Source organism: Exiguobacterium sp. SH31 (genome assembly GCF_001816105.1).
In the GTDB taxonomy this organism is placed as follows: Bacteria; Bacillota; Bacilli; order Exiguobacteriales; family Exiguobacteriaceae; genus Exiguobacterium; species Exiguobacterium aurantiacum_A.
Window position 1 is genome coordinate 39,212 of record NZ_LYTG01000029.1, and the last position, 12,025, is coordinate 51,236.

At 49.3% G+C, this 12,025-nt stretch carries 18 protein-coding genes; 9 read left to right on the top strand and 9 right to left on the bottom strand.

Going from position 1 to position 12,025, the window contains the following annotated elements; genetic code table 11:
* Positions 1-3 precede the first annotated feature (3 nt).
* The 6 genes from A6395_RS04185 (at position 4) to A6395_RS04210 (ending at position 3,194) form a co-directional block, all read left to right on the top strand.
* Complete coding sequence (locus tag A6395_RS04185) at positions 4-294, top strand: EscU/YscU/HrcU family type III secretion system export apparatus switch protein (RefSeq protein WP_071397988.1); 291 nt, start codon at positions 4-6, stop codon at positions 292-294.
* Positions 291-671, top strand: coding sequence for a flagellar export chaperone FliS (locus A6395_RS04190; protein ID WP_071397989.1), 381 nt, complete (start codon positions 291-293; stop codon positions 669-671). The genes A6395_RS04185 and A6395_RS04190 overlap by 4 nt, the downstream gene beginning before the upstream one ends.
* Positions 655-1,479, top strand: a complete 825-nt coding sequence (locus tag A6395_RS04195; protein ID WP_071397990.1) for a flagellin N-terminal helical domain-containing protein — start codon at positions 655-657, stop codon at positions 1,477-1,479. The genes A6395_RS04190 and A6395_RS04195 overlap by 17 nt, the downstream gene beginning before the upstream one ends.
* A 22-nt stretch (positions 1,480-1,501) precedes the next feature.
* Complete coding sequence (locus tag A6395_RS04200) at positions 1,502-1,945, top strand: YaaR family protein (RefSeq protein ID WP_016508634.1); 444 nt, start codon at positions 1,502-1,504, stop codon at positions 1,943-1,945.
* Positions 1,946-1,953: 8 nt separating this feature from the next.
* Entirely contained in the window at positions 1,954-2,619 is a 666-nt protein-coding gene (locus tag A6395_RS04205) for a DUF2225 domain-containing protein (protein WP_071397991.1), read from the top strand.
* Positions 2,620-2,693: 74 nt separating this feature from the next.
* Positions 2,694-3,194 (top strand): DUF1572 family protein, encoded by a 501-nt coding sequence (locus tag A6395_RS04210; protein WP_071397992.1) that lies wholly within the window; start codon positions 2,694-2,696, stop codon positions 3,192-3,194.
* A gap of 31 nt (positions 3,195-3,225) precedes the next feature.
* Here A6395_RS04210 and A6395_RS04215 read toward each other — a convergent pair whose 3' ends face one another.
* Both A6395_RS04215 and A6395_RS04220 read right to left on the bottom strand, forming a co-directional pair.
* Complete coding sequence (locus tag A6395_RS04215; protein ID WP_071397993.1) at positions 3,226-3,861, bottom strand: DUF4352 domain-containing protein; 636 nt, start codon at positions 3,859-3,861, stop codon at positions 3,226-3,228.
* A 152-nt stretch (positions 3,862-4,013) separates the two neighbouring features.
* Entirely contained in the window at positions 4,014-4,196 is a 183-nt protein-coding gene (locus A6395_RS04220) for a hypothetical protein (protein WP_071397994.1), read from the bottom strand.
* Positions 4,197-4,357: 161 nt separating this feature from the next.
* Between A6395_RS04220 and A6395_RS04225 the strand changes: the two genes are divergently transcribed.
* Positions 4,358-4,735 (top strand): DUF3021 family protein, encoded by a 378-nt coding sequence (locus A6395_RS04225; RefSeq protein WP_071397995.1) that lies wholly within the window; start codon positions 4,358-4,360, stop codon positions 4,733-4,735.
* Positions 4,736-4,771: 36 nt separating this feature from the next.
* Here the strand turns inward: A6395_RS04225 and A6395_RS04230 are convergent, their stop codons facing one another.
* The 5 genes from A6395_RS04230 to A6395_RS04250 are packed head-to-tail and all read right to left on the bottom strand — an operon-like array spanning position 4,772 to position 7,829.
* Positions 4,772-5,125, bottom strand: a complete 354-nt coding sequence (locus A6395_RS04230) for a flagellar protein FliT (protein WP_071397996.1) — start codon at positions 5,123-5,125, stop codon at positions 4,772-4,774.
* On the bottom strand, positions 5,122-5,496 hold the full coding sequence (gene fliS / locus A6395_RS04235) for a flagellar export chaperone FliS (RefSeq protein ID WP_071397997.1): 375 nt from the start codon (positions 5,494-5,496) through the stop codon (positions 5,122-5,124). The genes A6395_RS04230 and fliS overlap by 4 nt, the downstream gene beginning before the upstream one ends.
* 14 nt (positions 5,497-5,510) lie before the next feature.
* Positions 5,511-7,178 carry a flagellar filament capping protein FliD gene (fliD, locus tag A6395_RS04240; RefSeq protein ID WP_071397998.1) on the bottom strand — a complete coding sequence of 556 codons (1,668 nt, stop codon included), beginning with the start codon at positions 7,176-7,178 and terminating at the stop codon, positions 5,511-5,513.
* 12 nt (positions 7,179-7,190) lie between these two features.
* On the bottom strand, positions 7,191-7,547 hold the full coding sequence (locus A6395_RS04245; protein ID WP_071397999.1) for a flagellar protein FlaG: 357 nt from the start codon (positions 7,545-7,547) through the stop codon (positions 7,191-7,193).
* 54 nt (positions 7,548-7,601) lie between these two features.
* Positions 7,602-7,829 carry a hypothetical protein gene (locus tag A6395_RS04250; protein WP_071398000.1) on the bottom strand — a complete coding sequence of 76 codons (228 nt, stop codon included), beginning with the start codon at positions 7,827-7,829 and terminating at the stop codon, positions 7,602-7,604.
* A 139-nt stretch (positions 7,830-7,968) separates the two neighbouring features.
* Between A6395_RS04250 and A6395_RS16175 the strand changes: the two genes are divergently transcribed.
* Together A6395_RS16175 and A6395_RS16180 are read left to right on the top strand one after the other, a co-directional pair.
* Complete coding sequence (locus tag A6395_RS16175) at positions 7,969-8,406, top strand: hypothetical protein (protein WP_084812930.1); 438 nt, start codon at positions 7,969-7,971, stop codon at positions 8,404-8,406.
* Positions 8,373-8,804 carry a hypothetical protein gene (locus A6395_RS16180; protein ID WP_084812931.1) on the top strand — a complete coding sequence of 144 codons (432 nt, stop codon included), beginning with the start codon at positions 8,373-8,375 and terminating at the stop codon, positions 8,802-8,804. Before A6395_RS16175 ends, A6395_RS16180 begins: the two co-directional genes overlap by 34 nt.
* Before the next feature lie 439 nt (positions 8,805-9,243).
* On the opposite strand, the gene A6395_RS04260 is transcribed toward A6395_RS16180, so the two are convergent.
* Together A6395_RS04260 and A6395_RS04265 are read right to left on the bottom strand one after the other, a co-directional pair.
* Positions 9,244-10,398 carry a flagellin N-terminal helical domain-containing protein gene (locus tag A6395_RS04260; RefSeq protein WP_071398001.1) on the bottom strand — a complete coding sequence of 385 codons (1,155 nt, stop codon included), beginning with the start codon at positions 10,396-10,398 and terminating at the stop codon, positions 9,244-9,246.
* 233 nt (positions 10,399-10,631) lie between these two features.
* Positions 10,632-11,921 carry a methyl-accepting chemotaxis protein gene (locus A6395_RS04265; RefSeq protein ID WP_084812932.1) on the bottom strand — a complete coding sequence of 430 codons (1,290 nt, stop codon included), beginning with the start codon at positions 11,919-11,921 and terminating at the stop codon, positions 10,632-10,634.
* Positions 11,922-12,025 lie beyond the last annotated feature (104 nt).

Below are 12,025 nucleotides of genomic sequence, written 5' to 3' on the forward strand. Positions count from 1 at the left end.
CTTATGTATCAACGCATGGATTTGACGAAACGCAAGACGGCCGCCGTCGTCCGTTATGACGAGACGACCGACCGGGCCCCGATCATCGTCGCCCGCGGCACAGGTGCCGTCGCCGACAAGATTTTGGAAGAGGCACGCTCGCGCGGCGTGGCCATCGAGCACGACCATTCGCTCCTCGGCCACCTGCTCGACCTTGACCTCGGGGATGCCATCCCGCCAGAACTTTATGACGTCATGGCCGAAGTGTTGCTTTTAATAGAAGAACTTGACTCGATCAAAGGAGAACAATCATGAATTCGAACCGATTATATGAAATGAGCCCAGAGGAGCTGACGCAAGCGATGCTCCACGCGCTCACCTATCACTACGAGACCGCCCTGACGGCGACGATCGCCGAGCGCAACCGTCATCTTCGCCAAGCGCGCGAATTGCTCGCCAAACTATACCAAGGACTACATGACGGCGGCGGCATCATCTCGGCCCAGCTCGAGGAATTGTATTTGTACATGGCGAAAGGCAGCCTCGAGGCGCTGATCGAACAAGACTTGGACAAGATTGAAGAGCTTCACGCGCTCGCGACCGACTTAGAGATGACATGGGACCAGGCCATCGCGAACGCTCGTCTTCAACCCGCACACGTAGGAGGAAACCGTTATGAAAATTACCAATAACATTCAAGCCTTGAAAGCTTATACATCGCTGTCGCTCAACCAGACGACGATGAAGAAGACGATGGATCGCCTCTCGAGCGGTGTCCGCATCAACAAGGCGTCAGACGACGCGGCCGGCCTAGCCATCTCTGAGAAGATGCGGATGCGCCTCGACTCGTTGTCGATGGCCGAGCGCAACACGCTCGACGGTATCTCGCTCACCCAGACGCTCGAAGGCGGCATGAACGAGACACACTCGCTCCTGCAACGTATGCGCGAGCTGTCGGTCCAAGCGGCGAACGGGACGCTGAGCCCGGACGATACGAAAGCAATCCAAGAAGAGATCAGTGCCTTGACAGAAGAAGTGAGCCGGATTGCCGAGACGACCGAGTTCAACTCGAAGAAGATCATGAACGGCGACTATATCGCCGGGAACGAGACACTCTTCTTCCAACTCGGGGCCGGCAGCGGTGAAGGCGTCATCTTGAACGTCGCCGACATGCGCGCGGAAGCGCTCGGCATCGACGGGCTCGATGTCACGACACCAGGCGGCGCAAACGACGCCATCGCCAAGTTCGATAAAGCGATCAACGACGTCTCACTCGAACGCTCGAAGCTCGGTGCCATCCAAAACCGGTTAGAAGCGAACGTCGGTGTCGTCACGATCGGTTCAGAGAACTTGACCGCGTCCGAGTCACGTATCCGCGACGCCGATATGGCCCGTGAGATGATGGACTTCGCCCGCCTCAACATCTTGAACCAGTCCGGCATGGCGATGATCGCCCAGTCGAACGCGTTGCCGCAAGGCGTGTTACAATTGTTGAACTAACTTACAGAAAGGACGAGGCCTGATGGACATTCGTCGAATTATGGAGACCCAGTCGCTTCACGGCGCGGGCAAAGCCAAGCGGCCTGACGCGGAACCCGGCGTCTCGTTCCAAAACGTGATCGGACAAAAACGCGAGGACCGTGAATACGAGCGCTTCCAGCGCCAAATTGCGGCCATTCACGATCAAGGTGAACTTCTCGCCGAGAGCCAGACGGTCGAGTCGCTCACTGAATATAAACGATTGATCAAAGACTTTATGAAAGACGCCGTTGACGCGGCGCTCAGCCTCGAAGACAAGCGCGGGTTCAACCGCCGGGGCCGGGCCAAAATCTATAAGATCGTCGAGCAGGTCGACCAGAAACTGCTCGCACTGACGGACCAGGTCATCTCGGGGGAAGCGTCACGTCTGTCGCTCCTCGACCAAGTCGGTGAGATTCGCGGATTGCTCGTCAACGTCTACGTGTGAGGTGACGTATGGCTGAACATTTATTTTCGAAAAAAGTGAAATGCCCGTACTGTTTAAAGGAAAGTGTGACACCGCGTATCTTGTCGCGCCATATCCGGCCGCAAGAAGTCGCGAAGGACGGCTACACGACGTACGACGGTGACAACCCATACTTGTATGAGCCGGTCGTCTGTAGCCATTGCCACCTCGTCTTCCACGACTCGTTCGATAAAGTCCGCAAAAACAATCGTGAGGCGCTCGAGACGAACTATTTGTCACGGATCAACCCGGAGACGCTTGAAGGTGACCGCACGCCCGAGCACGTCATCCAACTGTACAAGTTCGCCGTCATGACGGCCCAGCTGAGCGGGCAAAAACCGTCCGTCGTCGCCATGCTCGGGATGCGGCTCGTCTGGATGAATCGCTTGATCGGGAACGGGGCAGCCGAGAAGGAATGGATGCAACGGACGCTCGACAAGTACAACGAGGTCCAGGAAGTGTATACCGACCAGATCCGGACCGGCCTACCGTACGATCAGCTCATGCTGCGGATCGCCGACTTGTCGGCCTCACTCGGGTTGTATGAGGACGCCCGGCGCTGGTACGGGATCTTGCTCGGCAGCAAGGAAGTCTCAGAACGGATCCGGACGCAGGCCCGTGATCATTGGGAAGAGTTTCGGACCGAGCACGCCTAGACGGACAGGACATCCTGTTCGTCTTTTCTTGATTTCGGGTATGGGAGAAAGACACTACATAAGGGGGAAATGACATGTTTGAACAACGATACGTGACAGAAGTACGCAGCATCTTCCAAGAACAGAAACAGCTCGCAGAAAGCGCGCTCAATCAAGTGAACGACGACGACTTGCACCGCGTGCTCGCACCGGACACGCTCTCGCTCGCCGTCATCGTGCAACATATCTCGAACAACATGTTATCACGTTGGACCGACTTTTTGACGACGGACGGCGAGAAACCGGACCGGAACCGCGACGCCGAGTTCGAGGACCAACAGTTGTCCCGCACCGAGCTGATGGCGACGTGGGACGAGCGCTGGCAACTGCTTGACGACGTCTTGGCGAGCCTGACACCCGACGACATCGGCAAGACCGTCTTCATTCGCGGCGAAGAGAAGAGCGTCATCTGGGCGATCGAGAAGCAAGTGTCACATTACAGCTATCATGTCGGCCAGATCGTCTACTTGGCGAAGATATTCGCCGGAGAGAGTTGGAACGTGTTGACGATCCCGTTGCCGCATCAACGCAAATAAGAGAAAGCGCATCGCGATGATGCGCTTTCTCTTATTTGGTGACATCAATCTTGTATTCGTACGATTCCTCGGCCAATTTCTCATAATCCGTGTTCGTCGGTCCTCCGACAATCAATCTTAGTTCCGCCAACTCTTCTGGCATCGATTCGGCAAAGAAGAAGACGTTGCCTTCCTTTTTCACTTCCCCAAGGAAGTCGCCTCCGACGTCGTCTGAGAACCAGAGATTTGCATCAATCTGTTCCCCCGTATTAGTGACGAGCGTGCTCTGATTCGGATGAAAGCTGATTGTATCCTCGACGGTGTTTTCAGCGATTACATTGAAGACGACGACCGTCACTTCGTCTTTCCCATCAAACGAATCTCGATACGCCTCCGCGACTTTCAGACGCGACGTCTGGACTTTGTCGACTTGGAATTGGACAGAACCCATCGCTTCCATGATGTCGAGCGCTTTGTTTTTTAAGTGAATTTGATTGGTACCGAGCTCTGTTTCTTGGACTTCCGCCTCTTCTGTTTGTGTTTCCGCTTCTGGCGCTTCTTCAGGTTCTTCCGCTACCACGACTTCTTCTGTCTCGGTTGTGGTCGTTTTCAGTTCGTCCGCCTCCCCGCAGCCGACGAGCAGTGCAAGTGGTAAGGCAAATAAGAATCCGTATCGTTTCATGTTCATTGGTAGTATCTCCTTTTCGTGTGACGAGTGGTGGTTGATACAACGAGCATAACGGATTCATCCGCCTGACCTTGGCAATAAAAAGTAATAGGTCTATACCCCATCACAATAAAAAACAAGGCTCGCAATTGAGCCTTGTTTGGTCTTGACATCTATCCTCGAGCTTTTAAGTCTTCCTCTTCATATGGGTCGGGATTCTCCTCGATTGGTGCGTCGTCCTCGACGTACGCCTCGAGTTTCGGGTCCCGCTCCACGTATTCATCGTACGCCCCTTCTGGACCGTAGACGAAGTAACGACGATCTTTTGCGTTCGGTTTTACCTTTTTCTCACTCATCTCGTTTCCCTCCTCTTTCCAGAACAGAAGCAACGGGTATAGTGGTATTTACCCGATATTACAACAAAGCAGACGTGTTTGCATCAATCCTAAAATCGATGAAACTTCCGAGCGATAAATCCCGTAGAATAAATCAATACATAAGCGAAAGGATGGGTTCGATGGGTTTATTCAAAAAAGGGATGAGGCGCGGGATGCTTCTGGTAACAGGATCATGTGTACTTACCCTATATAGCGTGCTGATCGGTGACGCAGATAGCGTCCGTCTCATCTTGACGTACGGCGGCATCGGCTTCTTCCTCGGCGTAACGAGTGTCATCTACGAAGTAAGGGCGTGGTCGTTCTCGAAACAGATATTGATCCACTGGACCGTCATGCATGTGACGATTTTGCCACTTATTTTTCTATCGGGGTTTATCCCTGTCAACTCCATTCAAGACATGGGTCGAGCTTACTTGAACTTCACCGTCAGCGGGCTAATTTTATTTACCGTGACTTACCTGGTCTCCAAAGTACGACGCCAACTAAAGACTCCTTAAACGACAAACAGCTCGAAGGCGCGCCTTCGAGCTGTTTCATGTCTGTTGGTCAAATAAGCCTGAGAAGTTCGAGTCGACGTCCTCGTACGGGTCGACGTACGACTTGACCGTCTTCCGCTCTTGACGCGTCGTCCCGAGTGTCATCCCGAGCCGTTGATGCTCGGCCTCGATCAAGCGGGCGATTTTCTGACTATCGTCGACGAGCTGACGGATGACCGTCTGATCGGCCGCTTTTAAGTCGGGCCCGTGTGCCGACAGCAGTTGTTCACGGTCGTCGAGCAGTTCATGGATCTGGTCCATCCACGTGTCGTATGTCGGCTCTTCTGGCACTTGCGCCAGCAAGTCTTTCAGCCGTTGTGTTTTGAGAATGATCTCATCGATCGGCTTCATCCTTGTTTCGCGAGTTTCATCGCTTCTTTCCACGTATTACGGAGTTCGGTCGTGAAGTCGAGCACTTCATCGAGGATCGTCGTGTCGTTTTTGACGTTCGCATCGACGAGACGGCGCCACAAGTACTCATAAAGCGAGTCCAAGTTCGCCGAGATGGCGATGTCTTTATTGAGCGTCAGACGCAACTCTTGGAAGATGGCTTGCGTCTTTTGGATGTTCGTATTCTTCAAGTCCGGATTTCCTTGCTCGAGCGCGAGTTTGGCGAGACGCGTGAACTTGAGCGCCCCGTCATACAGCATGAGCGTGAGTTCCTGTGGGTTCGCGGTCGTGACCGCATTGTTTTGATATGCTGCATATGGGTTGGCTACCATTTAAATTCCTCCTCTTACATACCTCCGCCTAGAAACTGTTGCAGTGATGCCGCTTGCGAATTCGCTTGGTTCATCGCCGTTTCCATCGCCGTGAAGCGACGGTAGTAGGCATTTTCTTTGTTGACTAGTAAATCATTTAAGCGCTGGATCCGTGTATCAATTTGCGCCATTTCCCGGCCCATCGAGTACGTTGGGGCACCGGCACCGTCTGCACCGGCAATCCGTGTGATGGACGACCTTGAGTTGGTCGCGGCGTCACGAATTTGCGGAAGCAATCCGTTCTCCGCATTTGTAAACAATTGATACACTTGCTCCGGATCTTTCTCGATAGCGGCCTTCAGCTTCTCTTCGTTCAGCACGATTTTACCGCCGTTTGTGAAGTCAGCCCCCGTAGCAAGACCGATTTGGAACAGTTGTTTCATCGTATCATCATTCGTCGAAGACGAGGTGCTCGACCACTTACTGCGCATCGTGTCCATGGCACTGCGAACAATCGTGTCACCGCGCAACATCCCGCTCATAGCTTTCTCTTCCCATTTCTTAATCTCATCATCAGATAGTTCATCGCGCTGGGCTTGTGTGAGCGGAACAAACGAACGGAACTTATCTTCACGGACCTTCTTGTTCATTAAGTCGATTGTCTCATTATATTTGTCGACGAACCCTTTAATGTTGTCGAAGATTTTTTGCGTGTCGGTGGCAACAGATAAAGTAACTGGCGCCGGATTATCGACAGCTTTAAACTCAGATTTGAGTGTAATCGTCATATTGTCAATTGTCGCCGTATTCGAGCTCCGCATTAATTGAATCCCATTCACGTTAAAAATTGCATCCTCACCTTTAATGTCGCTGGCAACACTTGCGTTGAAAAACGTTGATGCAGCACCAGTGAAGGCAATCGTCGACTCACTTCCTGTATTTCGATGAGTTAATGCCAGCTCTCCAGAAGCTTCATTAAAGAATGCAGAGAAATTCGTGTCTTTTGAACTCAACTGCGTGATGATATCACTAAATTTGGCATCATGTCCCACCGTCAATTGTAATGGTATGCCGTCTTTTTTATTCACATATTCGATTTTGTAGCCAGATTCATATTTTAATTCAGCTCCTTCAGCAATAGGCGTATTGAACGTCACTTTACCCGTTACGGAGTCGTAAGTATAATCTGTCGTAGCTACTTCAACATCATTAAGGAATAGTTTTCCATTATCATTTAGTTTTGTACCTAACGTGACTTCAGTAGGGCTACCAGTAAGAGCTTGAACTTTAGTATTTATATCTAAGTTTAAATCTTTTGCTAAAGTTTCCCGCGTTACTAAGTTGTTATTCTTATCTCTTAATTGAACGATATGGCTCGCAGAAGTTGCTAAGTTTTCTACACTTCGAATCTCAAGTGCAGCGTTCCCACTTGATGGTGAAGAAGTTACTTCGACACGAGACGTGTCAGATGACGATGCGGTTTTAGCCTGAAAGTTACGGCTGAACGTGAGATCGACCGCACTGTTACGAAGTGTCATAAGTGAGCGGTTGATTTCACGGTATGCGTCGCGTTTCCACTCAGTCGTCTGTTTCTTTTGTTCGAGCTTATCGACCGGTGCCCTTTCAACTTGCATTAATTGTTTAATAATTGTATCTGTATCAATTCCACTGGCGAGTCCGCCAAATCGGATTGGTGATGTCATAGTTATCCTCCTTTAGACACGTTCATCGAATAAATGATTAAACTCCATGAACGCCGCGAAGAAGTCGAGTGACTTCTTGCTTGGAATCTCGCGGATGACTTCGTTGTTCGTATCCACGATTTGAATATAATAATCGTTCAATTTTTCATGTTTCATAAATTTTAATCCGGTACGTTGTTGATCTAATACAAGGTTCGCCTTCTCGACAGCCGCCTCTAACTTGGTGACGTGTTGAGGCGTCGGTAAAATGACAATGCCTTCGCCGGCGAGACGAGCATGATTCGCTTCGACGAACACGTTTTTCGTTTGTTCGTACGGCAGTACAGAAGATGGTAGGTGAAGCCGGACTTCAGAGATGGTCGGGTTCATAAGCTTCTGCTCCTCTTATAATTGTTCTCATGGACTATATCGGTTCATTCACCATCAGTTTGCAGTATTTTGCTGAAATGGTTCCTGCTTTTTACGTTCTAAATAGGCTAGGTTCGCTTGTAGTTCCTGAAATTGCTCATTCAATTGTAGTCGTCTCTTATCCGCACATTGTGTCGCCTCAATCGCGATTGAACGCATCGTCCACAAGACGTCCTCAACCTCTGCCAATCGTTCTTGTTCAATTTGAATTGCATGTAGTTGCTTCTGTAATTCGTTGATCATCTGTATACCTTCTCTCAGTATATGTATCGACTTGTCAATAAAAAAGTTGATTCGAGCTAGTTCATTATTGAAACCGGTCCGCTATTCAAAACGGGAATAAATATATTGAAGCTACCAATTCGTAAAGGAGAGAGCATCGATGGACTGGGAAGGACTGTCAGAGGAGCAAGTCGCCATATTAGTCGCGAGTATTTTAGGGGATGGGGAAATCACGAAATGCTACGTGTATGATCGACGCGTGAATAACAGCTACCGTGAACATTTTAGTATGGGTCAACTAAGTTATCGGGAGTGGAAGCAACGAAAACTTTCAGATTTATTGTATTTACGCGGCAACAACCTGGTATCTCGTTCGATTCCACTCATGACGAGGCTGTTTCCACTTTTCTATCCGGACAATAAAAAGCAAATCCCATTCGAATTGCTCGAAGACATTTGTCACCCTTCATTTCTTCTCACGCTTTATCTTGATGACGGTTCCCTACTATTGAGTAAACGGTTCAATCACAAAAAAAAGAAATTCAATTCACACCACACATCGCCTTGTACTTACAAGCGTTCTCCAAAGAACAGTTAGAACAATTAGCAGTTTTCTTGTTCGAGCGCTTTAACGTCAATGTCCGGACGTCAGGTACGCCGAGCGGGACAGGCTATTATCTTAAAACAACTAAAGTCACAGATACATTTCAAATTCTTGATGTGTTAAAACCCTATCTGACTGAGTTGCCAGACTTTGCGTACAAATTGGATTGGGAGACGCGTTTAGCTTCAGAAATTGCTCATCACAAAATCTCACATCCCGATTATACAGTCCGGGTATCAATCCCAGCCCGTCCATATTCAAGTGAAGAAATCGCTTTATTGATCGAATGGAAACACCAAGGAGTCAATGACCGTGAGATTGCCCGACGCTTAAATCGCACCTACTGGTCGGTCGTTTATAAATGGCAAGATGTGAAAAACCGTGAAGCATAAGCTCCACGGTTTTTAGTATAACTTTTAAATAGTCAATTGCTATATTAACGGAGCAATTGAAGTACAGCTTGCGGCTGTTGGTTTGCTTGCAGATACCCATATCTTTCAATATGGTCTAGACTATATCTTCACCCTTTTACAATACTAATATAATAATATACATTATTGTAAAGTAGGGGCTGGGCACTTCCCTCGCCGTTTACGAGGTACGGATCTCATAACCATGGACGTTAAGTCGTTAGGTCGTTCATCCTAGTCGTTGAACCTTCATCACAGTTTCCTGACAGATGCTTGGCTGCTGATTGTCCAATCCCTTCCTTTTTTCAAAACGTTCACGCTCACCGTTTCCAGTCACGTTGTCGTAAGGAGGGCTCTAAGGAGTCCCAGCAATTCACCCAGTTGTACTCTTATCCGTTACCAGATAAGACGCCCGTAAATCTTACCGAAGAAGTTGTAGGACTGCTTCTGGTTGAGATTTCGATTGAGCCAACATTGCTTGTGAAGCTTGGTTAAGGATGTTGTTCTTCGTAAAGTTCATCATCTCTTTCGCCATGTCTACATCACGGATACGTGATTCAGCTGCTTGAAGGTTTTCAGCTCCAACGTTCAAGTTATTAATTGTATGTTCTAGACGGTTTTGAACTGCACCTAATTTAGAACGTTCAGCTGATACACTTTCAATTGCATTGTTAATGGTTGTAACAGCCGTAGTTGCCTTACCTGCGTCAGTGATATCAATCGCATCTCCAGAAGCGTTACGAACTCCTAATGCAGTTGCACGCATGTCTTCTAAGCCTACGCGTAAGTTCTGACCACTGTTAGCTCCAATTTGAAGCGATGCTGCTTTTGAAGTGTCTGTATCAGCTGCTTTCGCTGCATTAAAACTAATTGTAATACTTTCTCCTACACCCATATCTGTAAGACCAGCAATTGCGATTGTGTCAGTTGCACCTGTGATTTCAGCTGCTGCATCAGTTACATCATCAAGCGAAAATCCTGTTCCAGCAGGATCAGAAACCTCAAAGTTAGTTTCACCTGCTTCGTTGTTCACTCGAGTAATTGTGATTGTACCAGTTACATCAATATCGTCTGTATCAGTTGGTGTAATCGTAATATCAGCACGACTATTATTTTGTAAACTGAATGATCCTGTTTCAGCTGCTGAAAGGCCTTTCTTATCTCCATTCAACAATTTCTGAGTGTTGAATTCAGTAGTGTTTGCAATACGATCAATTTCTTCAGTTAATTGGTTAACTTCTTTTTGAAGCTCTTTGCGATCCGCTTCAGTGTTCGTATCGTTTGAAGATTGAACTGCGAGTTCACGCATGCGTTGAAGAATCGAGTGTGTTTCGTTTAAAGCACCTTCAGCCGTTTGAATGAGTGAAATCCCGTCTTGTGCGTTACGTGACGCTTGATCAAGACCGCGAATTTGTCCACGCATTTTTTCAGAAATTGCAAGACCAGCTGCGTCATCACCAGCGCGGTTAATACGAAGACCTGAAGATAATTTCTCCATCGCTTTTCCAGTGTTGGTTGTGTTGAACGACATATTACGGTGTGCGTTCATTGCGTTCATGTTATTGTTAATAATCATTTTAATTTCCCTCCATAGGTTTAAGTTTTCCGCTCTTCCAAATCCATTTGTCCGAGCATACAAGGCTTAGGCCGGCCCCTCACCTTGTATTAGTTGGTAACGTTTTTGCGTTTCCATACTCTATATCGGAGTCATCTTGAATCTGTTTAGTGTTTTTGAAAAATTTATTCTCAAACCGAGAACTTCTTCTCATTCCGTTAACAAAAAACGACCCATCACTGGGCCGCTCCTCCTTACGCTTCGACTTTCACTTGCTCCGTCTCGTTCTGTAAACTTTCCGCGACACGAACGAGCTCCGTCATCGCGCCGTTCACTTCACCGAGGCTTGCTGCTTGTTGGCTCGCCGCTGACGTGACTTCCGTAGCGTAGCGTGACGCCTCTTCGACCATACCAACGATACCGGCCGAGTTTGTGACGACCGAGTCGATCTGTCCGCGTGACTCGTCTAAGAGCGCATCGACCGAATGGACGTGGCTGTACACTTCGTTCGCCGAGCTGTGGATCGTCGCGAACGCACCGCCCGCTTTCTCGACGAGCCCGACACCCGTCTCGACTTCCGCTTTCACGTTCGCCATCGATGACGACGTGTCGCCGACCAAACGTTTGACGTCGACGATCAAATCTGTGATCTCTTGCGTCGAGTTCGCCGTCTGTTCGGCGAGCTTTTTGACTTCTGCCGCGACGACCGCGAAACCGCGTCCGTGCTCACCGGCCCGCGCCGCCTCGATTGACGCGTTAAGTGCGAGCAAGTTCGTCTGCGCCGAGATGTCACTGATGACGTCCGTGATGCGTGAAATCTCACCTGTCTTCTCCGTCAATTGACTATTGAGTGTCGACGACTGTTCGACTTTCCCAGCGATCGCATGCATCGCGTCGACTGACGTCGAAGCAAGACCTTTCCCGCTCTCGGCTTCTTGTTGCATCTCGCTCGCCGACTCGAGCGCTGAAGCCATCTCCGTCCGGATGTTCTCCATCGTCCGGGCGACAGCACCGAGCAAGTCCATCGAGCTGTACGTCGCGTTGACGTTGTCCTCGAGCATTTTGTTCAAGGCGTTCATCGCCGAACGGATGCTTTCGCCGGCCGTGTTGCCTTCTTGGACCGCTGCCGCGATCTCTTGCGCGGAACCCGTCAATTGGTCCGCCGTATAGCGCATGTTCGTTCCTTGTTCCCGCAAGTGTTCGACCATATTGTCCATCGACAGAAGCAGACGCCCCATCTCCGAACGGTCGCTCGTCGTCTCACTCGCGAACACGACCGTCAAGTCGCCGTTGCCGACCTCGACCGCCTTGTCTGACGCTAATTCGATCGCTTTAAGCGGGCGACGGGCGATCAAGTAAATGACGCCCCCTCCTAGTACTGAAATGAGCAGAGCCACGGCCGTCCCGACGAGCATGACCTGACCTTTAGCTAGTTCGAGCTCAGTTAATTGAAGCGTGATGAACCCAACCGCCCCGCCTGTAATGAACGACGTGACCAAGATCCAGGCGAGCAGTTGAGTCGTAAAGTTTTTAAATACTTTCACTATGAGTTCCTCCTCTGTGTAATTCATCACCTACTATATCGTCCACTTGGAAGCTTTTGTATAGCGTTTTCACTTGAAGTTTTGGTCAATGAAAAAAACGCCCT

Excerpts from the sequence above, each read along its gene's own strand:
- A6395_RS04185 (WP_071397988.1), top strand. The coding sequence starts at position 4 with ATGTATCAACGCATGGATTTGACGAAACGCAAGACGGCCGCCGTCGTC.
- A6395_RS04190 (WP_071397989.1), top strand. The coding sequence starts at position 291 with ATGAATTCGAACCGATTATATGAAATGAGCCCAGAGGAGCTGACGCAA.
- A6395_RS04195 (WP_071397990.1), top strand. The coding sequence starts at position 655 with ATGAAAATTACCAATAACATTCAAGCCTTGAAAGCTTATACATCGCTG.
- A6395_RS04200 (WP_016508634.1), top strand. The coding sequence starts at position 1,502 with ATGGACATTCGTCGAATTATGGAGACCCAGTCGCTTCACGGCGCGGGC.
- A6395_RS04205 (WP_071397991.1), top strand. The coding sequence starts at position 1,954 with ATGGCTGAACATTTATTTTCGAAAAAAGTGAAATGCCCGTACTGTTTA.
- A6395_RS04210 (WP_071397992.1), top strand. The coding sequence starts at position 2,694 with ATGTTTGAACAACGATACGTGACAGAAGTACGCAGCATCTTCCAAGAA.
- A6395_RS04215 (WP_071397993.1), bottom strand. The coding sequence starts at position 3,861 with ATGAACATGAAACGATACGGATTCTTATTTGCCTTACCACTTGCACTG.
- A6395_RS04220 (WP_071397994.1), bottom strand. The coding sequence starts at position 4,196 with ATGAGTGAGAAAAAGGTAAAACCGAACGCAAAAGATCGTCGTTACTTC.
- A6395_RS04225 (WP_071397995.1), top strand. The coding sequence starts at position 4,358 with ATGGGTTTATTCAAAAAAGGGATGAGGCGCGGGATGCTTCTGGTAACA.
- A6395_RS04230 (WP_071397996.1), bottom strand. The coding sequence starts at position 5,125 with ATGAAGCCGATCGATGAGATCATTCTCAAAACACAACGGCTGAAAGAC.
- fliS (WP_071397997.1), bottom strand. The coding sequence starts at position 5,496 with ATGGTAGCCAACCCATATGCAGCATATCAAAACAATGCGGTCACGACC.
- fliD (WP_071397998.1), bottom strand. The coding sequence starts at position 7,178 with ATGACATCACCAATCCGATTTGGCGGACTCGCCAGTGGAATTGATACA.
- A6395_RS04245 (WP_071397999.1), bottom strand. The coding sequence starts at position 7,547 with ATGAACCCGACCATCTCTGAAGTCCGGCTTCACCTACCATCTTCTGTA.
- A6395_RS04250 (WP_071398000.1), bottom strand. The coding sequence starts at position 7,829 with ATGATCAACGAATTACAGAAGCAACTACATGCAATTCAAATTGAACAA.
- A6395_RS16175 (WP_084812930.1), top strand. The coding sequence starts at position 7,969 with ATGGACTGGGAAGGACTGTCAGAGGAGCAAGTCGCCATATTAGTCGCG.
- A6395_RS04260 (WP_071398001.1), bottom strand. The coding sequence starts at position 10,398 with ATGATTATTAACAATAACATGAACGCAATGAACGCACACCGTAATATG.